General features: G+C 65.7%; 16 protein-coding genes, 1 tRNA gene and 4 pseudogenes. 9 read left to right on the forward strand and 12 right to left on the reverse strand.

Annotated features, from left to right (window positions below; all coding sequences use genetic code 11):
- Nucleotides 1-34: 34 nt before the first annotated feature.
- Complete coding sequence (locus ACMGDH_RS10480; RefSeq protein ID WP_436828244.1) at nucleotides 35-598, reverse strand: CvpA family protein; 564 nt, start codon at nucleotides 596-598, stop codon at nucleotides 35-37.
- A gap of 134 nt (nucleotides 599-732) precedes the next feature.
- On the opposite strand from ACMGDH_RS10480, the gene ACMGDH_RS10485 reads away from it, so the two are divergent.
- Nucleotides 733-1,521, forward strand: coding sequence for a DUF2189 domain-containing protein (locus tag ACMGDH_RS10485; RefSeq protein WP_436827877.1), 789 nt, complete (start codon nucleotides 733-735; stop codon nucleotides 1,519-1,521).
- Nucleotides 1,522-1,530: 9 nt separating this feature from the next.
- Here ACMGDH_RS10485 and radA read toward each other — a convergent pair whose 3' ends face one another.
- Nucleotides 1,531-2,901 carry a DNA repair protein RadA gene (radA, locus tag ACMGDH_RS10490; protein ID WP_436827878.1) on the reverse strand — a complete coding sequence of 457 codons (1,371 nt, stop codon included), beginning with the start codon at nucleotides 2,899-2,901 and terminating at the stop codon, nucleotides 1,531-1,533.
- Nucleotides 2,902-3,017: 116 nt separating this feature from the next.
- On the opposite strand from radA, the gene ACMGDH_RS10495 reads away from it, so the two are divergent.
- Nucleotides 3,018-4,178, forward strand: a complete 1,161-nt coding sequence (locus ACMGDH_RS10495) for a glycosyltransferase family 4 protein (protein ID WP_436827879.1) — start codon at nucleotides 3,018-3,020, stop codon at nucleotides 4,176-4,178.
- Here ACMGDH_RS10495 and ACMGDH_RS10500 read toward each other — a convergent pair.
- Nucleotides 4,173-6,242, reverse strand: a complete 2,070-nt coding sequence (locus tag ACMGDH_RS10500) for a TonB-dependent siderophore receptor (protein ID WP_436827880.1) — start codon at nucleotides 6,240-6,242, stop codon at nucleotides 4,173-4,175. The two genes, ACMGDH_RS10495 and ACMGDH_RS10500, sit on opposite strands and share 6 nt — an antisense overlap.
- A gap of 134 nt (nucleotides 6,243-6,376) precedes the next feature.
- Between ACMGDH_RS10500 and ACMGDH_RS10505 the strand changes: the two genes are divergently transcribed.
- The gene (locus ACMGDH_RS10505; RefSeq protein WP_436828245.1) at nucleotides 6,377-7,483 is read left to right on the forward strand and encodes an acetyltransferase domain-containing protein; all 1,107 of its coding nucleotides are present in this window, start codon (nucleotides 6,377-6,379) and stop codon (nucleotides 7,481-7,483) included.
- Nucleotides 7,484-7,493: 10 nt separating this feature from the next.
- Here the strand turns inward: ACMGDH_RS10505 and ACMGDH_RS10510 are convergent, their stop codons facing one another.
- Nucleotides 7,494-7,817: a DUF2218 domain-containing protein gene (locus ACMGDH_RS10510; RefSeq protein WP_436827881.1), complete on the reverse strand. Its 324-nt coding sequence runs from the start codon at nucleotides 7,815-7,817 to the stop codon at nucleotides 7,494-7,496.
- On the reverse strand, nucleotides 7,818-8,399 hold the full coding sequence (locus tag ACMGDH_RS10515; protein ID WP_436827882.1) for a PadR family transcriptional regulator: 582 nt from the start codon (nucleotides 8,397-8,399) through the stop codon (nucleotides 7,818-7,820).
- A 377-nt stretch (nucleotides 8,400-8,776) separates the two neighbouring features.
- Between ACMGDH_RS10515 and ACMGDH_RS10520 the strand changes: the two genes are divergently transcribed.
- From ACMGDH_RS10520 to ACMGDH_RS10540, 5 genes and pseudogenes are all read left to right on the forward strand, one after another.
- Nucleotides 8,777-10,108: a replication-associated recombination protein A gene (locus tag ACMGDH_RS10520; RefSeq protein WP_436827883.1), complete on the forward strand. Its 1,332-nt coding sequence runs from the start codon at nucleotides 8,777-8,779 to the stop codon at nucleotides 10,106-10,108.
- Nucleotides 10,109-10,212: 104 nt separating this feature from the next.
- Nucleotides 10,213-10,560, forward strand: coding sequence for a hypothetical protein (locus tag ACMGDH_RS10525; RefSeq protein ID WP_436827884.1), 348 nt, complete (start codon nucleotides 10,213-10,215; stop codon nucleotides 10,558-10,560).
- Nucleotides 10,557-11,417: a hypothetical protein gene (locus ACMGDH_RS10530; RefSeq protein ID WP_436828246.1), complete on the forward strand. Its 861-nt coding sequence runs from the start codon at nucleotides 10,557-10,559 to the stop codon at nucleotides 11,415-11,417. Before ACMGDH_RS10525 ends, ACMGDH_RS10530 begins: the two co-directional genes overlap by 4 nt.
- A 17-nt stretch (nucleotides 11,418-11,434) precedes the next feature.
- Nucleotides 11,435-11,510: transfer RNA gene (locus tag ACMGDH_RS10535), tRNA-Thr, on the forward strand.
- 194 nt (nucleotides 11,511-11,704) lie between these two features.
- A pseudogene (locus ACMGDH_RS10540) lies at nucleotides 11,705-11,968 on the forward strand (Arm DNA-binding domain-containing protein); the annotation flags it as partial.
- Nucleotides 11,969-12,208: 240 nt separating this feature from the next.
- Here ACMGDH_RS10540 and ACMGDH_RS10545 read toward each other — a convergent pair.
- From ACMGDH_RS10545 to ACMGDH_RS10560, 4 genes and pseudogenes are all read right to left on the reverse strand, one after another.
- A pseudogene (locus ACMGDH_RS10545) lies at nucleotides 12,209-13,156 on the reverse strand (type IV secretory system conjugative DNA transfer family protein); the annotation flags it as partial.
- Between the two features lie 19 nt (nucleotides 13,157-13,175).
- A pseudogene (locus tag ACMGDH_RS10550) lies at nucleotides 13,176-13,634 on the reverse strand (TolC family protein); the annotation flags it as partial.
- Between the two features lie 125 nt (nucleotides 13,635-13,759).
- Entirely contained in the window at nucleotides 13,760-14,266 is a 507-nt protein-coding gene (locus ACMGDH_RS10555) for a hypothetical protein (RefSeq protein ID WP_436827885.1), read from the reverse strand.
- Entirely contained in the window at nucleotides 14,259-15,770 is a 1,512-nt protein-coding gene (locus ACMGDH_RS10560; RefSeq protein ID WP_436827886.1) for an FAD-dependent oxidoreductase, read from the reverse strand. The genes ACMGDH_RS10555 and ACMGDH_RS10560 overlap by 8 nt, the downstream gene beginning before the upstream one ends.
- Nucleotides 15,771-15,817: 47 nt before the next feature.
- On the opposite strand from ACMGDH_RS10560, the gene ACMGDH_RS10565 reads away from it, so the two are divergent.
- A complete protein-coding gene (locus ACMGDH_RS10565) occupies nucleotides 15,818-16,327 on the forward strand; it encodes a MarR family winged helix-turn-helix transcriptional regulator (protein WP_436827887.1) in 510 nt (169 codons plus the stop codon).
- Between the two features lie 195 nt (nucleotides 16,328-16,522).
- On the opposite strand, the pseudogene ACMGDH_RS10570 reads toward ACMGDH_RS10565, so the two are convergent.
- The 3 genes and pseudogenes from ACMGDH_RS10570 to bamE form a co-directional block, all read right to left on the reverse strand.
- Nucleotides 16,523-17,152, reverse strand: a pseudogene (locus ACMGDH_RS10570) (integrase core domain-containing protein); the annotation flags it as partial.
- A 304-nt stretch (nucleotides 17,153-17,456) separates the two neighbouring features.
- Entirely contained in the window at nucleotides 17,457-17,984 is a 528-nt protein-coding gene (locus tag ACMGDH_RS10575; protein WP_436827888.1) for an OmpH/Skp family outer membrane protein, read from the reverse strand.
- 86 nt (nucleotides 17,985-18,070) lie between these two features.
- Nucleotides 18,071-18,502, reverse strand: a complete 432-nt coding sequence (gene bamE, locus ACMGDH_RS10580; protein ID WP_436827889.1) for an outer membrane protein assembly factor BamE domain-containing protein — start codon at nucleotides 18,500-18,502, stop codon at nucleotides 18,071-18,073.
- Between the last annotated feature and the right edge of the window lie 19 nt (nucleotides 18,503-18,521).

The raw sequence follows: 18,521 nt of genomic DNA on the forward strand, positions 1-18,521 counted from the left end.
CGACTTAGGCGACGAGCGTCGGAAGTGCGAGAGGCTAATCGGCCTGATCGGCCGTGGAATTCGTTGCCCCAGGCGCTTCGGGCCCGAACACCGGCTCGCCCCGGCGGCGGCGGTCGACGAAATCGGCGATCGTCCGGCTCGTCGCGTCGAGCATCGGGTAGGTGGTCGATGTGCGGATCCATTCGGGGCGCTTCGCGGGGCCGCCGCCGACGGTATCGAACACAAGCACCAGCAGCAGGAAAGCGACGCTGGCGAGAATCAGCCCCTTGAGCGCGCCGAATCCCAGCCCCAGCGCACGATCGATCGGCCCGAGGATGCTCTTGCGGGTCTGCGCCCCCACCGTATTGGCGATCAGCCGCCCGATCAGATAGCTGCCCCCGCCAAGCGCCGCGAAAGCGAGCACCGCTGCACCCGGCTCTGTCCCCACCACACCGGCCAGCAGGGCAGCCAGCGGGGTATGAAACAGCTTGATCGCGAGCACCACGAGCAGCCATGCGAGCAGCGCCAGCACTTCGGTGACGAAGCCGCGCATGAAGCCGAGCACCGCCGCGCCGCCGATCGCGATCAGCACGATGATGTCGAAACCCGTCAATGCCATCATGCGCCCTCCCGCGGCCGCCTATGCCGCAAGCCGCGCGTGGGCGGAAGTGTGCGGGGTGGCAGCCGAGCGGCGTTGCCCCGACGACGATAGACGCGTATTCTGGCGGAGCGGGGAAAACGCAGGAGAGCGCCATGGAAGTCGCTCGTTCGGAACGTCTCGATCGTTCCGCGCCTATTATCGAAGTCCGCACCATCGGCGATGCCGATCTGAGGGACGCGCTGCGCCAGGGCTGGGCCGATCTCATGGATCGGCGCGGCGACCTGCTGTTCGTAGGCCTGATCTATCCGCTGGTCGGTTTGATTGCCGCGGTCGTTTCGCTCAACGGATCGCTGGCCTATCTCTTCTTCCCGCTCGCCATGGGCATCGCGCTGCTCGGGCCGCTGGCCGCGATCGGCTTCTACGAGCTCGCGCGCCGCCGCGAACAGGGGCTGGAAGCGAACTGGTCGCACTTCCTCGATGTCGCCCGGCGCCCCGCATTCGAATCGATCCTGATCGTTGGCGGGCTGCTGTTGATGGTCTTCGTGGCCTGGATGGCCGTCGCCGGAGCACTCTATTTCGCGCTGATGGGCGCGCCCCCCGAATCGATCGGCGAATTCCTGACGCGCCTCTTCACCACGCCCCAGGGCTGGGCATTGATCGCGATCGGCAATCTCGCCGGGCTCTTCTTCGCCGCGCTCGTGCTCACGATCAGCGTCGTGTCGATGCCGATGCTCGTCGACAAGGATATCGATGCGCGCACCGCGATCGACACTTCGATCCGCGCAGTCGCCGCCAACAAGGGAGTCATGTTTCGCTGGGGCGCCATCGTCGCCGCCCTGCTGGTCGCCGGCTCGATTCCCTTCTTCGTCGGCCTCGCGGCGGTGCTGCCGCTGCTCGGCTATGCGACCTGGCACCTCTACACCCGAATGGTCGTACGCTGATCCGGGGAGCTAGCGCCCCAGCAGGTGATCGACGAACGCGGCCAGACTCTTGAACCCCGCGAGGTCGAGACCGCCCTTGTCGGCTGTCTGTGCGGCCGGCGCGAGCGCGCGCCCGAACCCGAGCTTTGCCGCCTCGCGACAGCGCAACGCGCCGTGCGCCACCGGTCGCACTTCGCCCGAGAGCGCTATTTCGCCGAACGCCACCGCGTCGGCCGGAAGCGGCCGCTCGGCAAGCGCCGACACCAGCGCCGCCGCCACCGCCAGATCCGCCGCGGGATCCTGCACCCGATAGCCGCCCGAGATGTTGAGATAGACTTCGCACGCCGAAAAGCTCAGCCCGCAGCGCGCTTCGAGCACCGCCAGCACCATCGCCAGCCGCCCCGAGTCCCAGCCGACCACCGCGCGCCGGGGCGTCGCTCCGCTCGCCAGCCGCACCGTGAGCGCCTGCACCTCGACGAGCACCGGCCGCGTGCCCTCCAGCGCGGGGAAGACGATCGTGCCGCTCATATTCTCGTCGCGGTGGGTGAGGAACAGCGAGGAGGGGTTTCCCACTTCGTTCAGCCCCTCGGCCTCCATCGCGAAAACGCCGATCTCGTCGGTGCCGCCGAAGCGGTTCTTGACCGCGCGCAGAATGCGATACTGGTGGCTGCGCTCGCCCTCGAAAGCGAGCACGGTATCGACCATATGCTCCAGCACGCGCGGTCCGGCGATGCTCCCGTCCTTGGTCACATGCCCCACCAGAACCAGCGCCGTCCCGCGCTCCTTGGCGAAGCGGATCAGCTCCTGCGCCGATGCGCGCACCTGGCTCACCGTTCCCGGCGCGCCCTCGATCAGGTCCGAATGCATCGTCTGGATCGAATCGATCACCATCAGCGCCGGCGCCGCGCCTTCACCTAGCGTCGTGAGGATGTCGCGCACCGAAGTCGCCGCGGCGAGCTGCACCGGCGCATTGCCGAGCCCCAGCCGCCGCGCACGCAGCCGCACCTGATCCGCCGCTTCCTCGCCTGAGACATAGGCGACGTTCAGTCCGCGGCTCGCGATCCGCGCCGCCGCCTGGAGCAACAGCGTCGACTTGCCGATCCCCGGATCGCCGCCGATTAGCGTCGCCGACGCTTCGACGAACCCGCCGCCCAGCGCCCGGTCGAGCTCGGAGATTCCCGTCGCCATCCGCTCGGGCAGCGGGACATCGGCATCGAGCCCGCTGAGCTGGATCGCGCGCCCGCCCGACTGGAGATTGTGCCGCGCCTGGAACGGTGTCACCACCGCGCCGGAATCCTCCACTAGCGTGTTCCAATCCCCGCAATCGGCGCACTGCCCCGCCCATTTGGACGCGACCGAGCCGCACGCCTGGCAGACATATCGCTTCTGGAGTTTCGCCATGGGCTCATGGCTAGCGGAAGAACAGGAAGGGAACAAGTCCCAACTCTCCGCCCTCCCCCGAACAGCCGAAGGCCCGCAATCTTGCTCCGCATCTCCGCCCCGGCTATCGCCGCGCGATGCAAGCGTCGGACCTCCGTGTCGCCATGTTCAGCGGCAACTATAATTACGTCCGCGACGGCGCCAACCAGGCGCTCAACATGCTCGCCGGCCACCTGCTGCGCCGGGGCGTCCAGATCCGCGTCTATTCGCCTACCACCGACACGCCCGCCTTCCCGCCGACCGGCGACCTGGTGAGCGTGCCGGCGCTGCCGATCCCCGGCGGGCGCGGCGAATATAAGTTCGCCTGGCGGCTGCCGCGCGTGACGCAGGAAGACCTTGAGGATTTCGCGCCCGACATCGTCCATGTCTCCGCGCCAGAGGTGCTCGGCCACCGTGCGGTCACCTGGGCACGCGAGAACGATATCCCCACGCTCGCCTCGCTCCACACGCGCTTCGAGACCTATCCGCAATATTATAAGATCGGCTTCCTCGAGCCGATGATGATCCGCGGGCTGACGCGCTTCTACAATCGCGTCGATCAGGTGATGACACCCGGCCAGTCCACTGCCGACATCCTGCGTTCCTGGGGTGTCACCACGCCGATCGGCATCTGGGCCCGCGGCGTCGATCATGACCGGTTCGATCCGGCCCGCCGCAGCCTCGAATGGCGCCGCTCGCTCGGCATCGCCGACGAGGAGTTCGCAGTGGGCTTCCTCGGCCGCCTGGTCCTGGAAAAGGGGCTCGACATCTTCGCCGACGTCTGCGGAGCGCTGCGCGCGCGCGGCGTGCCGCACAAGGTGCTGGTGATCGGCGACGGCCCGGCGCGCGACTGGTTCGCCGAACGCGTGCCCGAGGCCGCCTTCGCAGGCTTCCAGAAGGGCGACGATCTCGGCCGCGCGGTCGCCTCGATGGACGTGCTGTTCAATCCGTCGGCCACCGAAACTTTCGGCAACGTAACGCTCGAGGCGATGGCCGCAGGCGTGCCGGTGGTCGCCGCGCGCGCGACCGGCGCGGTGGACCTGATCGACGACGGCGTGAACGGCTTCCTGGTCCCCCCGCGCGACGTGGACGCCTATGCCGACGCGATCGCACAGCTGATCGCCGATCCCGCGCTTCACAAATCCGCAGGTGCGGCAGGCCATGCCAAGGCAAAAGGCTATGAGTGGAGCGCGATCAACCAGGTCGTGCTCGACACCTATCTCGAAGTGATCGCGCGGCGCCGCGGATCGCAATCATAGGCTCACCCGTGCCGATACGCGGATCGTCCTCGGCTGACCGGGGAAAATCCACACCGGGCTGTATGAGCTTTGCGCATAGTGGCCGTCGAACAGATTGTCCGCTTCGGCACGCAGGGTGAACTGGCTCGAAAAGGCATATTCCACCGCCGCCTTGGCCTTCGCATAGGCGGGCAGCACCAGCCCGCTTCCGTCGATCGCCCCCGCCCGGTCGCCGACATAGTTCACCCCCGCACTCACCGAGAGGCCACGTCCGCCGTCGCCGACGAACCGTCCGAGCACGAAGAGCGTCCCGGCATGTTCGGGCACGTTGAGCACGCTGTCGGTCGCAAAGCTGCTGTCGTCCGCCCGCGCATCCGTCCAGGAATAGTTGCCGACGATCTGCCAATGCGACGCCAGCTTCAACGAGGCGTCCACTTCGATCCCGCGGCTCTTGAGGCTGCCCACCGGCGCGAGGAAATTGGGGTCCACCGGATCGTTGGTGAGGATGCCCTGCTTGCGGATGTCGAACCAGGTGAGCGCCACGTCGATGCCCGGCCAGGTGCCGGCGATGCCCAGCTCATAGCCCTTCCCCCGCTCGGGCGCGAAGCCCTCTCCGGAACGATCGGTGCCCGAATTGAGCACGTAGCTCTCGCCCCAATTGGCATGCACCGCGAGCGCATCGCTCAGCCGGTAGCGCGCGCCCAGCCGGAAATTCACCGGCTCGTCCACCGCGCGGCCGGTCTCGCCCGTGCGGTTGTTCTGGATACGCTGCCGATAGACGTCGAGGCGGACGCCGCCGACCAGCGTCAGCCGATCGGTCGCCTCCCACATGTCCTGCGCATAGATGGTCCCCGACCAGCGCTTCTCGCGATTGTTAGTGAAGGGCAGCAGCACCGGCGGCGTGCCGCCATAGACCGGCTCGAACACGTCGATCGCATAGGGCATCGCGGCAGTCGGGTTCCGGCGCATCCAGCGCTCGGCATAATCGAGCAGATAGCCCTTGATGCCGATGGTCGGTTGGTGGCTGCCGATCCGTCCCGAAAGCTCGAGCCGCGCCGAAAGGTCATCGACGAGGAAATCGCGCGAGCGGCGCTGGCGCCACAGAATATGGTTGTCGACCAGCCGCGACTGATCGGACGAGAAGCCCTTGAGCGATCCCGTCCGCCACGCAACACCGCCGTTGAGCGCCCAGCTTCCACCCAGTTCGGCAAATCCCGTCAACTGGTGCCGCTCGTTGCGGAAACGCGTCACTCCGTCGCCGGGCTCGCCATAGAAGTTCGATCGCGGCACGGCGTTGGCGTCCCCAGCGATGGCCGGGACGCCGCGATCGAACGGTGCGTCGAAATGCGTTATCTCGCCGATGTAGGTCAGGCGAACCGCGTCGCTTGGGCGCCAGGTGAGCGATGGTGCCACTACCCGCCGTCTCAGCGTGACGAAATCGCGCCAACCGTCGCTGTTCTCCCCTGCGACTACGATGCGCGCCGCCAGCGTAGAGGAAATCGGGCCGGTGGCGTCGAGTTCGATCCGGCGGTTACCGTAGGATCCAAAGGTGAAGGTCGCGCTGGCCGCGGGAGTGAAAGCCGGCGTCTTGCTCACGATGTTCACCCGCCCCGCCGGATCGATGTCGCCGAACAGCGCGCCTGCCGGCCCCTTCAGCAGCTCGATCCGCTCGACAGTTGCGGGGTCGCGGGGCGGCCCCATGCCGCGATTGGCGAGGAAGCCGTCGACATAATATTCCGCACCGCCGTCCGGCGTACCCAGGAACCCGCGGATCGCGAAATTGTCGAGGAAGCCGCCGCGATTGTTCTGGTTGCTCACGCCGCTCACCAGCTCGAGCGCATCGGAAAGGCGATAGGCACCGGCCGCCGTCAGCAGGTCGCGCTCGATCGAGCGGCTCGACTGCGACATGGTTTCCGTCGCGCCTCCGGACGAGAGCGTCGGATCGACCTGCGACTGACGCGTGCCCAATATGACAATTTCCTGCCCTTCCTTCGGTTCGACAGCGTCGTCAGGCTCGGCGGATGCTGGGAAGGCACAGAGCAGAAGCGGCGACAGCAGCGCTGCCGCGGGAAATCGATTCAGCAAGTGGGTTGCCTTTTTAGAGATGATGTAACATCTCCGATGCGAGAAGGAGATCCATTCTGTCAACCCCGGCCGTTTCACTTCCTGCGTCCACGCTCGACCATCACACTGCCCGCCGACCCACGCGCATCCTTTCGATCGACGCCCTGCGCGGGCTCGTCATCCTGCTGATGCTGGTCGATCACACGCGCGAGTTCTTCTACCTGCACGCGCAGGTCAGCGATCCGATGGACCTGGCGACGACCGAGCCGGCGCTGTTCTTCACTCGGCTTGCGGCCCATCTGTGTGCGCCGGTGTTCGTCGCTCTCACCGGGCTTGCCGCCTGGCTCTATGCCGCCCCGCGCGGCGGTGCGCGCGCCGCTTCCGGCTTCCTGGCCAAGCGCGGGCTGTTCCTGATCGCGCTCGAATGGACGGTGGTGAACTTCGCCTGGACCTTCGACCTGACTCCCGCAACGGTGTTCCTCCAGGTGATCTGGGCGATCGGCCTTTCCATGCTCGCCCTCGCGGTGCTGGTGCATTTGCCGCGGGCGGCTCTCGTAGCACTCGGGCTGGTCATCGTGCTGGGGCACAATTTGCTGGATCCGATCCATGTCGCATCCGGCGAACCGTTGCACGCGCTCTGGGCGGTGCTGCACGACCGCGGCTATATCGATCTGCCCTGGGGCGGACAGGCGCGCACTTCCTATCCGCTGCTGCCGTGGATCGGCGTCATCGCGCTCGGCTATGCGATCGGCCCCTGGTTCGCCGCGGGCGCGGACCCGGCTTCACGACGGCGTCGGCTCGGCCTTGTCGGGCTGGTGGCGCTGCTCGGCTTCGTCGCTCTGCGTGCAGCCAATGGTTATGGCGAGCCGGCGCCATGGCAAGCCGGCGACACCTGGTTGATGACCGCGGAGAGCTTTCTCAATCTCACCAAATACCCACCCTCGGCCGATTTCCTGTTGCTGACGCTCGGAATGGGTGCGTGGCTGCTCCTGGCGCTCGAGAAGCTGCCCGCACGGCCGGTGGCGGCCCTCGCCGTCTTCGGCGCTGCGCCGCTGTTCTTCTACATCCTGCATCTTTACCTGCTCCATGGCCTCAATCGCCTGGCGGCCCTAGTGCTCAGCGCGAATGGGCTGGTCAGCCTGCCGAACCTGGGCATGCTCTGGCTGATGGCGATGATCGTCGCGTTGCCGTGCTGGTTTGCCTGCCGGCGCTTTGCGGCGATCAAGCGCGCCAGCGGCGCATGGTGGATGCGATATCTCTAGGCGCCGGCGCCTAGTGCCAGTCGTAGCGCAGTTCGCCCTCGCGAAAGGCAAAGCGATCGAGGTGCCGGGCGACTGCCCCCTTCAATCCCTCGAGCTGCTCCGCGGAGGAGGCATCGATCCGCACGACCAGCCCCATCTCCGCAACGTTGAAGGTCACCACCGCATCGCCCGGATAGTTCGCGCCGCGGGCGTCCTTGGGGAAGATCACTGTCCCGTTTTCGGGCGTGAACTCCACCTGCAGGTTATGTTGCCAGTGCTTGCAGAGCTGCTGGAGATAGCGGCTCGCATGCTCGGTCGGGATCAGTACGGATGCCGAGACGGTGGCGATCGTCATTCAGAGCCTCTCGATCTTTCGTGCGGCTTCGTCGAGCACAGCCGCAATCTCATGAAGCACCTCGGAGTCAACGTCCGTCGCGGTTAACCGCTCCTGAAGCACGGTACGCAAATTGCCCATGGCGCGACGAACCGGACCGCCGCTGTGACGGGCATGCGTTTCGCCGAGCTCGGCGAGCCGCGCGAACAGTGCCTCGACCTCGCCCGCCTTCTCCACCAGCTCGGCGCGGCCGGCGTCGGTGATTGCAAAGGCCTTGCGTGCGCCTTCAGCCTTGGCCTCCTCGATCAAACCCATGTCGTCGAGCAGGGTTAGCGTCGGATAGACCACGCCGGGGCTCGGCGCATAGGCACCGCCCGAGCGCGCTTCGATCTCGCGGATCAGGTCATAGCCGTGGCGCGGGGTCTCCTCGATCAGCTTGAGCAGGATGAGCCGAAGCTCGCTGCCGTCGAACATCCGCCGCCCGCGGCCGCCGCCGCGTCCCTCGTGCATCTCCCAGACCATTGCCCAAGGGCCTCCGCGGCCCCAGCCGCGACGCCCGCCGCATTCGTGGCGGCCGTGCCGCCCGTGATGATGAAAACGCATTTCGTTACTCCATATGCGATTCTGATAGCTCTAAGATATATCTTCATTCGATCTTCGCAAGCTCCGGATTTGACTTTTGAGCAATGTTCATGTAATGTTCTTATTTGATAGACGAGATTCGAAAAGGGCGGATGATCTCCGCGGAGCAGCGCATGATCCTGATCCGAAGCTTGGCGGACGCGAAGGTAGCGCGAAACAGTCGCTTGGGTGTCGTGTGCGCGTCGCGTGTTTGTCGTTTGACCGTCGCGTCGCTGTCGCGTCGGATGCCCCTCCTCAGAGGGACCGGCATGATAAAACTGCGAATCGAGTCAACCGAGTCAACCGCCTCGCACATCCCCAGTGTAAATGCGCTTCGTCCGGGCCTATCTATCGCCGCGATGGCCGATCTTTTCGCACCCGAGGAACAGGCACCGCTCGCCTCTGAATCGCCCGCCGGCCCGCTTGCCGATCGGCTGCGCCCGCAGCGGCTCGAGGATGTCGTTGGCCAGGAGCACCTCACCGGTCCGGAAGGCGCGATCGGCCGGATGGTCGCGGCTGGCAAGCTCAGTTCGATCATCCTCTGGGGGCCGCCCGGTACCGGCAAGACCACGATCGCGCGCCTGCTCGCCGATGCGGTGGGGCTGCGCTTCGTCGCGATCTCGGCGGTCTTCTCTGGGGTAGCCGATCTCAAGAAAGTCTTTGCCGAAGCGCGCGAATATGCCCGGCTAGGACGGCGCACGCTGCTCTTCGTGGACGAGATTCACCGCTTCAACCGCTCGCAGCAGGACGGCTTCCTGCCCTATGTCGAGGACGGCACCGTCACCCTGGTCGGCGCCACTACCGAGAATCCCAGCTTCGAGCTCAACGCCGCGCTCCTCAGCCGCGCGCAGGTGTTGATCCTCCACCGGCTCGACCACAAGGCGCTGTGCAAGCTGCTCGACCGCGCCGAGGAACTGGAGGGACGCCCCCTCCCCCTCACGCCCGAGGCGCGCGATGCGCTGGTCGCCTCGGCAGACGGCGATGGGCGCTTCCTGCTCAACCAGGCCGAGACGCTCTTTTCGGTGTCGTTCGAAGCCCCGCTCGATCCCGGATCGCTGTCGAACTTCCTCCAGCGCCGCGTCGCGGTCTACGACAAGGATCGCGAGGGGCACTACAATCTGATCTCGGCGCTGCACAAGTCGATCCGCGGCTCGGATCCGGATGCGGCGCTCTACTATCTCGCGCGCATGCTCGTGGCGGGCGAGGAGCCGCTCTACTTGCTCCGCCGCCTCACGCGCGCCGCGGTCGAGGACATCGGCCTCGCCGATCCCAATGCGCTGGTCCAGTGCATCGCCGCGAAGGACACCTACGACTTCCTGGGCTCGCCCGAGGGTGAGTTGGCGATCGCCCAGGCCTGCCTCTACCTGGCAACCGCGCCCAAATCGAACGCCGTCTATGCGGCGCAGAAGGCTGCGTGGCGCTCGGCCAAGGAAACGGGCTCGCTGATGCCCCCCGCCAACATCCTCAACGCCCCGACCAAACTCATGAAGCAGATCGGCTATGGCAAAGGCTATCAATACGATCACGATGCCGAGGGCGGCTTCTCGGGCGACAATTACTGGCCGGCCGAAATGCCGCCCCAGACCTTCTACACCCCCACCGACCGTGGCCACGAAAAGCGGGTCGCCGAACGCATCGCCTGGTGGAATTCAATGCGCGAGAAGCTGCGTGAGGACCCCGGCGATGCGTGACCTCCGCTCCGTTCGCGCTGAGCTTGTCGAAGCGCCGTCTTGGCTTCTCGGTCGGGGCGCAGAAAGGCCGCCCTTCGACAGGCTCAGGGCAAGCGGGTGCATCCATGCGTGACTGGGAAGATGCCTGCGCCGCCGCCTGCGCGCTTCCCGATGTGGTGATGGAGAAATGGTGGGGCACGCCCTGCCCCAAGATCAACGGCAAGGGCTTCATGTCGCCCGGCCGCGAACCGGGCAGCTTCGCACTGATGGTTCCTCATCCCGAGAAGGAGATCCTGTTCGAGACTGACCCGGAGACCTTCTGGCAGACTCCGCACTACGCGAACTATCCGATGCTCCTCGTCCGCTACGGCACCGACAGCCGCGAGCGAGTCGAGCTCTACATCCAGCGCGCCTGGTGGGATCGCGCCAAGAAGCCCCAGCGCATCTCCGCGGGCATGGCAGAACGCCCCTGACCTTCACGGAGTTCATCGCGATCGACTGGTCCGGTCAGGCCGTCGAGCGTCCCAAGGGCCTCGCGGTGGCTCGCGCCCGCACCGGCACTGCCGCACCCGAGCTGCTCGATCGAAACTGGTCCCGGCAGGACATCCTCGATTGGCTGGGCGGGCTCGCCGATAGCGGCACCCGCGCGCTCATCGGTCTGGACCTGTCCCCCGCCTTCCCCTTCAACGACGAAGGCGCCTATTTCCCCGGCTGGGACCTTTCCCCGCCCGACGGCCCAGCGCTGTGGAAACTCGTCGACGATCTCTCCGCCGGTGATCCCCATCTGGCCGCCACGAGCTTCGTCAACCACCCCGACGCACGCCGACACTTCCGCCAGATGGGCGATTGCGGCGATCTCTTCCCGCCCGGCCGCGGCCGCTTCCGCGTCTGCGAGCACGGTCAGGAGGCAATGCGCCTCTCCCCCTACAGCTGCTTCAACCTCGTCGGCGCGAGCCAGGTGGGCAAGTCGAGCCTCACCGGCATGCGCGTCCTCCATCGCCTCCGCGGCAAACTTGGGCTCTGGCCGTTCGATCCTGTTCCGGCCGCCGGCCCGGTGCTGGTGGAGATCTACACCGCACTCGCCGCGCGGATCGCGGGCATGCGCAAGGGCATCTCCAAGATCCGCGACGCCGCCACGCTCGACGCACTGCTCGCCGCCTTCGGCTCGAAGCCCCACGCGCCGCTCGCGCGCTACGATGATCACGCCACCGACGCGATCCTCAGCGCCGCATGGCTCCGTACTGCTGCCGGTCAGCCTGAACTATGGTCGCCACGGCTGTTAACTCCGGAGCTTGCACGAACGGAGGGCTGGACCTTCGGCGTTCCCTGACGCATGGAGGCGCCCGCGCCGGATTAGCTCAGCTGGTAGAGCAGCGGTTTTGTAAACCGAAGGTCGCGGGTTCGAGCCCTGCATCCGGCACCACACGAATCCTCGTGATTCGGCCTCAAGTCCTTGAACACAGAGCAAAATGGCGGCTTCAAAGGTTCGCCCGGTTTAGACCCCGCTAGACTGGTTTCGACCCCTCTATTGCCCCTGTCATTGCCCCTGCATTCTCCACTGCAGACGGCAATCTATTGCCCCTGTTTTGGGCTTTTGCGCCGACCTGGAGTCGGACTGTGGCAAGAAGAACATCGCTTACTCCCGCCAGCATCGACGCGCTGGATGAAGGGCATCTTTTGGACCCGCAGACGCCGGGTTTGTGGATACAGGTCAATGCAAAGGGCGTGCGGACGTGGCGCTATCGCCGACAGATCGTGTGCTGCGGCGAGCTACTGAAGCGGACTCTGGGACGCTATCCAAAGTTCAGCATTGCCGACGCTCGTGAATGGGCAGCCGGATTCAACGCCAAGATCGACGCCGGCCTCGATCCTCGCGCCGCCGAGCAGGAGGAGATCGACCGCGCCAAGTTCACCGTCGCCTGGGTGCACGAGCGCTACATGGCCGCTGTACGAGAAGGTCGTGCTTCACGTGCCAAACGGCGCAACAAGCCTAGGACGATCGCAGACAAACTAGCGATCTACGCCTGCGACATTGCGCCCAGGCTCGCCACCAAGTCGATCTTCGACGTGACGGAGGAAGATCTTACCAGGTTGGTACTGGCCAAAGGACGAAGGGCGCCCGTCACCATCGTCGTCACCGATGCCGAGCGGGTCCGCGCCGGCCTCCGGTCCGACGGCGACCGCCTGTTCATCGACCAGCCCGGGATGCCGCTCCTGCTGCGGCCCGCCATCGAATGGCTCCGGCCCCTCCTGCGCAGTATCGCCCAGGCGCAGGTCGACATCGCGCGATACCGTGCCCCAGTCGTCGCCACGCGCCGCGGGGCAATCGGCATATCGCCCTGCGTTCAGTGCCGGCGCGGGCAGCAGACGGGCACGAAGACGGGGATCTTCATAATAGCGCAGCTTGGCCGCACGGATCGGCGCCAGCCCCGAGACGAGCACCAGCTCCTCGTCCGGCGGCAGCTGCATGACTTCGCCCGGAGTGAGCAGCGGACGGGCAGTCTCCTGACGGCTGACCATGACATGCGCGAGCCAGGGCGCGAGCCGGTGCCCGGCATAGTTGCGCATCGCGCGCTGCTCGGTCGCGGTGCCGAGCGCGTCCGAGACGCGCTTGGCCGTGCGTTCGTCATTGGTCGCGAAGGCAATCCGGACATGGCAATTGTCCAAGATGGCGTTGTTCTCGCCGTAAGCCTTGGAGATCTGGTTGAGCGACTGCGCGATCAAATAGGCGCGGATGCCGTAGCCGGCGATGAAGGCGAGCGCGGTCTCGAAGAAGTCGAGACGGCCGAGCGCCGGGAACTCGTCGAGCATCATCAGCAGCTGGTGCCGACGCGCGCCCGGGTCGGACGGGAGGCGCTCGGTAAGGCGACGCCCGATCTGGTTGAGGACGAGCCGGACCAGCGGCTTGGTGCGCGAGATGTCGGAGGGCGGGATGACCAGATACAGCGATACCGGGTGGCGAGCCTCGACGAGGTCCGCGATCCGCCAATCGCAGGCGGAGGTCGCCAGCGCGACGGTCGGGTCCCGGTAGAGTCCGAGGAACGACATGGCTGTGGACAGCAAGCGAGAAGTCACAAGCACGCAGCCGCAGCACGGCGTCCGCGATCTGGCTTGTCAGCGACAGCCGGGTTCCAGCGGCGTCTGCGGTCCTCGCATCGAGGCGCAGGTTGGCGGCCCGCGCCGTTTCCTTCAGCCGTCCCCAAAGATCGAGTTCCCAGGTTAGACCCGGCCCGACATTCGCCGAGTTCTGGACTGTTGTGGCGGTCAGCCCGCTACCGGCAGCTTGTGCGCCCTGGGCACGCGCGCGAGCGGCGCTGCCGCTGACGGACAGTTGCGGAAGCCGTTGCCCTTCTGAAACTCGCGCCCTTGCCCGGGCTTCATCGACACGTGCAGTGGCCTGGCCGAGAGTCGGATTGTCCGCGAGCGCGGCTTGGATCAGCGTGCCGATAGCGGGGTCGCGGAGCGGCTCCCACCACGCTTCTCGTCCCAACTCGCGTCCCGCCGCGGGCGAGGTTGCCGACGGCCCATTTGACCAGCCTGACGGCATGGGGATTTCGGGCCGCTGATAGGCAGGTTGCGTCGCGCAACCTGCGAGGAGCGCAGTCAGGGCGATCGTTGACCCGGCGGAACGGAGCCTGCGCGATAAGCCGCCTTTCCCGAAGGCATGGGCGCTCACTTGCTCTTCCCGTCGAGGAAGACCGAGGCAACCAGCTCCCTCTCGTCGATGCCGCGTGTCGCGGAGAGTTGACGTATGGTCTCGCTGCCCGTTGCCGGAACCCCCTTGGCCTGAAGACGCGCGACAAGCACAGCCGGCGTGGCGCGGACCAGCGGTGCCAACGACGCTACCGGCGCGTCGATCAAGGCATCTTTGACGGACTCTTCGAGATCGGAGCCGCCCTGCGATCCTGCCATGGAGAGCGAGACGGCAAGGACGGTGGCGAAGAACGCCATGCTGGCGATGCCCCACTCGGTCTTGAGATGGTTTCGGAGTGGGCGGGCATTGCCGACGATGTGGCCGGCAACACCAATCAGGAACAACCACGAGAACCAGCGATGGATGCCCGCGGTCAGGTCCGTCTCGACCCCAAAGAAGATCAGCAGCCCGGTGCCCGCGATCAGCATGAAGCAGCCGATGGTCGGCGGCGTCGCCCAGGTGCGGACCGTGAACGGCTTAGCCATGAACGTGGCCCACCGGCGGGAGGCCGACGCTGACGAGATAGGATTCGAGTGCGTCGGCTTCTTTCGAGCCGAGGATCGCGCCGACATAACCATCAGGCCGCACCAGCACCCACTCGCCACGTGCAAGGCCATAGGCGTCGCGAAGATACCCGCCATCGTCCGATAGTTCGCGTCCGGCGCCGACGTGGTGGACGTGGAGGCCGGCTCGGGGCGTGGCGATGTCTCGTGAGGTTTCATAGCCGATCAGGCTCCAGTGGGGGCCGGCGAACAGGTCGAAGAGCCGGCGGGCACACCCGGCGGCGCCGCGCAGCGGCGCATCGGGGGCGCGGTCGCCGGCGAGCAGGACACCCGGCCGGGATGAAGATTCAAAGCTGAGCGAAGAGCCCGGGTAGCCGATGTCGAGTTGGTGGACCTCGCGACCGCGCCGCATCGAGCCGCGCTTCTGCGCATCCAGAAGGCGGGTCGAGAGACCCAGCATCTCTTCCGCGACCGGGCGGCGCTCTTCCTCATACGTGTCGAGCAGCGTATCCGGCGCGCCGTGCAGCACCGCCCCCAGCTTCCACCCGAGATTATAGGCGTCCTGCACGCTTGTATTGAGGCCCTGCCCGCCGGTTGGCGGGTGGATGTGCGCGGCATCGCCGATCAGGAACACGCGGCCGACGCGGTAGCGGCCGGCCAGACGGGCGCTCATCCTGTAGGCCGAGGCCCACGACACGGAGTGAACGCGGATGTCGTCTCGGCCCGATCGCTCTGCCACCATGGCGTTGAGCGCAACGACTGACAGGTCCACGTCGCCTTCGAGCGGAACCGCGGCCTGGATCTGGAACAACTCGGTGCCGGCAAGCGGGCACAGCGACATCAGTTGCCGCATGTCGCCGGGATTGAACTGGTGCCACGCATCGCGACTGGCGCCGGTCAGAACGACGTCGGCGACCATCGCACGAGCGCCGAGGGTCTTGCCCGGGAAGTCGATTCCGAGCGCCTCGCGGATGGAGCTGCGCCCCCCGTCAGCCGCGACGAGGTAAAGGGTATGGACCAGGTCCTCGCCGGTTGCGCCGGCGACGCGTGCGGCGACCCCGTCCTCGGTCCGTTCGAAGCCGACCAGCTCACGTCCGAACTCCACTTTGCCACCTAGCTCGGCAAGACGCTCACGCAGCAGCCGCTCCGTCAGAAACTGCGGTAGCATGAGCGGGAAGTGATAAGGCTCAGCCGGCGTCGCCGGCTCGATCTCAAGCGGGGTGTCGGTGTAGGTGCCGTCGTCGTGATATTCGCGCAGTGGCGGGTAGATGCCGCCCGCCCCGACTATGCGATCGAGCACGCCCAAGTCCTCGAACACCTCCTGCGAACGGGGTTGGATGCCCTTGCCGCGCGAGCCAGCAAACGGGCAGTCTAGCCTATCAATCAGGCGGAACGGCACGCCTCGCCGCGCAAGATCAATGGCGAGGGTGAGACCGGCGGCACCGGCGCCGCAGATCAGCACGACCGGCGAGCTTAGCTCTTTCATTTTGAGCCTCCATATGTATAATGCACATATCTAGAGGGGCTCGAAGGATGTCAACAGAAAAAGTGCAAGATACACATATCAGAGCTTTGATGCCCTCCCTCCATTTGGCGCTGATCGATATCGCGAGCGTGATGAACCGGCCGGAACGCGATGATGAGCTGCTCGAATTGGCGGGTCTGACGTTGGAGCGGGCGCTGTTCCCGCTGCTCGTGTTCGTCGAACGCAAGGGACCGATCGGCGTGGTCGATCTCGCCGCCAGTGTCGGTCGTGACTACACTACGGTCAGCCGGCAGGTGGCGCGCCTGGAAGAACTCGGCCTCGTCGAACGTCGAGCCGGGTCGACCGACAAGCGCGTGCGCGAGACGATCATTACTCAGAGGGGCAAAGCGGCGACGGACGCGCTCGACGCCGCGCGCGAGAAGCTGGCGGTTGAGCTGTTCCGCGAATGGTCAGTCGGTGACTTCAATGAACTGGTGCGACTGATGCAAAAGTTCGCCCAGAGCATGAATGGGGAGTCGAAGGCGCCTGATCGGCCTGGTGATGCGAAATCTGAGTAAATCCTATGGTTCGACTGCCTCCTAGTCGATCCAAAGATCCCCTGGCGCGATGCGGAGAATCCACGCCGACGAAACGCCATTGCGACTGCGCCTCGGCAAGCGCCTTCAGCTCAAGACCGCCACCTGCGCCGACGACAAGTGATCGGCCCCCACTGAGTGGTCCGGTTTGATTGTTAGTGCATTGTTGCTTGGGCCTCACCCCATCTCTGGTCCGGCCATTGCGAGAAAAGCCGGCTTCTTTTTCATCCGGGCAGGCATGCCTGCCCGGATGAAAGCGCGCTCCATCGGGGTTTGGTTGCCGAGGGAGCTGTGTGGGCGCAGTTCATTGTACTCGCGCCGCCACGCCTCACATTTTACCCGCGCGTCGTCCAAGCTCAAGAACCAGAACGCGTTGAGGCACTCGGCCCGCACGCGCCCGTTGAAGGCCTCAGCAAAAGCATTGTCCGTAGGCTTTCCGGGGCGACTGAAGTCCAGCACGATATCATGCTGGTAGGCCCAGAGATCGAGGTCCTTCGAGATAAATTCGGGTCCATTATCCAGGCGAATCCGCTTCGGACGCCCATATATCCGCGCCACGCGCTCGAGCGTCTCGACGACATCTGCGCCACGATAGCTCGCCCGCACATCGAGCGCTGGGGACAGGCGAGTGAAGTTGTCGACGACTGAGAGTACGCGGATCTTGCGTCCGTCAAATAGCTGATCCGACAGGAAATCCATCGACCAGCACTCATTGGGCGCCGTCGCCGGGACGCGATTTTCCCGCAGCTTCGCCTTCACCTTTCGCTTGGGCGTCTTGTTGCGGAGCTCGAGGCCAAGCTCCCGGTACCCAGCGACGGGCTGCGGGCTCGTGAGGAAGGATCTCCCGAGCCACCCATGCGGCAATCCTGCTGCGCCGATCATCCATCGCGCTGCGCTTAAGCGGCTCAGCATGACAGGCGGATTACACCCTTCGCTGTTCACACCGCTCTTCGGCCGCAAACCGCCTGACAGCTTTTAGACCGGTGGTCCGGTAAAGCCGCCGCAATAACTAACGAGAAATCAAGACCGTGGAGCTGATCGCCTAATCCGCTCAAGTTTCTGGAATACTGTAACGCCGAGCCGGCCTGACTAACCCGGTGATGCTTCGCTTCTATCGCGGCTGCGTTGCTCCAATCTTGCTCAGTACCGCTGCCGTGATGTCGAGCGATGCGTCGCCAAGATCGAGCAAGGTACTGCGTGCCACTACGGCCGAACAGCTGCGCTCGGCGGCGACAGTTCGGATGGTCGGCGCGGCGAGTTGCACGACGTTCTTGGTGAGCTCGGCATCAAGCGCGGCCAGATTGCGGTTGATCTCCTCACCACGATCGCGAAGCTCCGCGCGGCGGCGAGCAATTTCCTGGTCGCGGAGGCTGGCTTCGGCGGCGGGAAGGGAAGCGCGCATCTTTGCTAATGCGCGGGCATCTGCCTCCAGGCGGGTGTTGTCGGCCTGGAAGCTCTGCTGGGCGCGATTACGAACCTGCTGGAAGCGCTCGGCGATCCTTGGCGCGACCGGGGAGCGCGCGACCAGCAAATTCTCTTCGACGACGCATAGCCGGAACGGGCGCGCCGCTTGCGCCTTGGTGGGAAGGGGCGTTGCAGTAGCAGCGGCCGATACGGCCAACCCCAGCAGAAGAATCATATTTCGCATGGTTACGCCCTAGCAGAACATCCTGTGGGGAAGAGGGGCGGCGGCCGCCCCTCTTCCCGCGGCGTGTGGAACGTGGGTCAACTAGCCGCCGCAACCCGGTCCGCGCAGGATTGCTCCTGCCAGATCACCTCCGACACGGTCACGCTATAGCGACCCCGCTCGCGCGTGAACCGGATTTCCATCCGGCAGCGCACGCGCTCGATGCTTCCCGGCGCGGCCGGGAAGAAGAGCACATAGTTCCACCGGCGCGTGATGCCTTCGCTGAAGTGCGGAGCCCCGATCAGATTATAGATGCTGAACTTGTCCACCCCCGGCGTGATCATCCGCACCACCGCGGGGTTCACGGTCACGCCGAGCTTCTTGTGCTCGAGCGGCCTCTTCTTGAAGACGGTGGGATCGACCTTGGCGACATAGGTGCCGGGAGCCTTTTCGGCATCGTCGGTTGCAGCGGATGCGCCGGCCGTGGTGAGCCCCAGGACAAGGGGCAGTGCGAGCAGTGTGGTTTTCATTGCGTCCTCCTTGAGGAAT

Source organism: Sphingomonas radicis, assembly GCF_051400635.1.
Taxonomy (GTDB): Bacteria; Pseudomonadota; Alphaproteobacteria; order Sphingomonadales; family Sphingomonadaceae; genus Sphingomonas.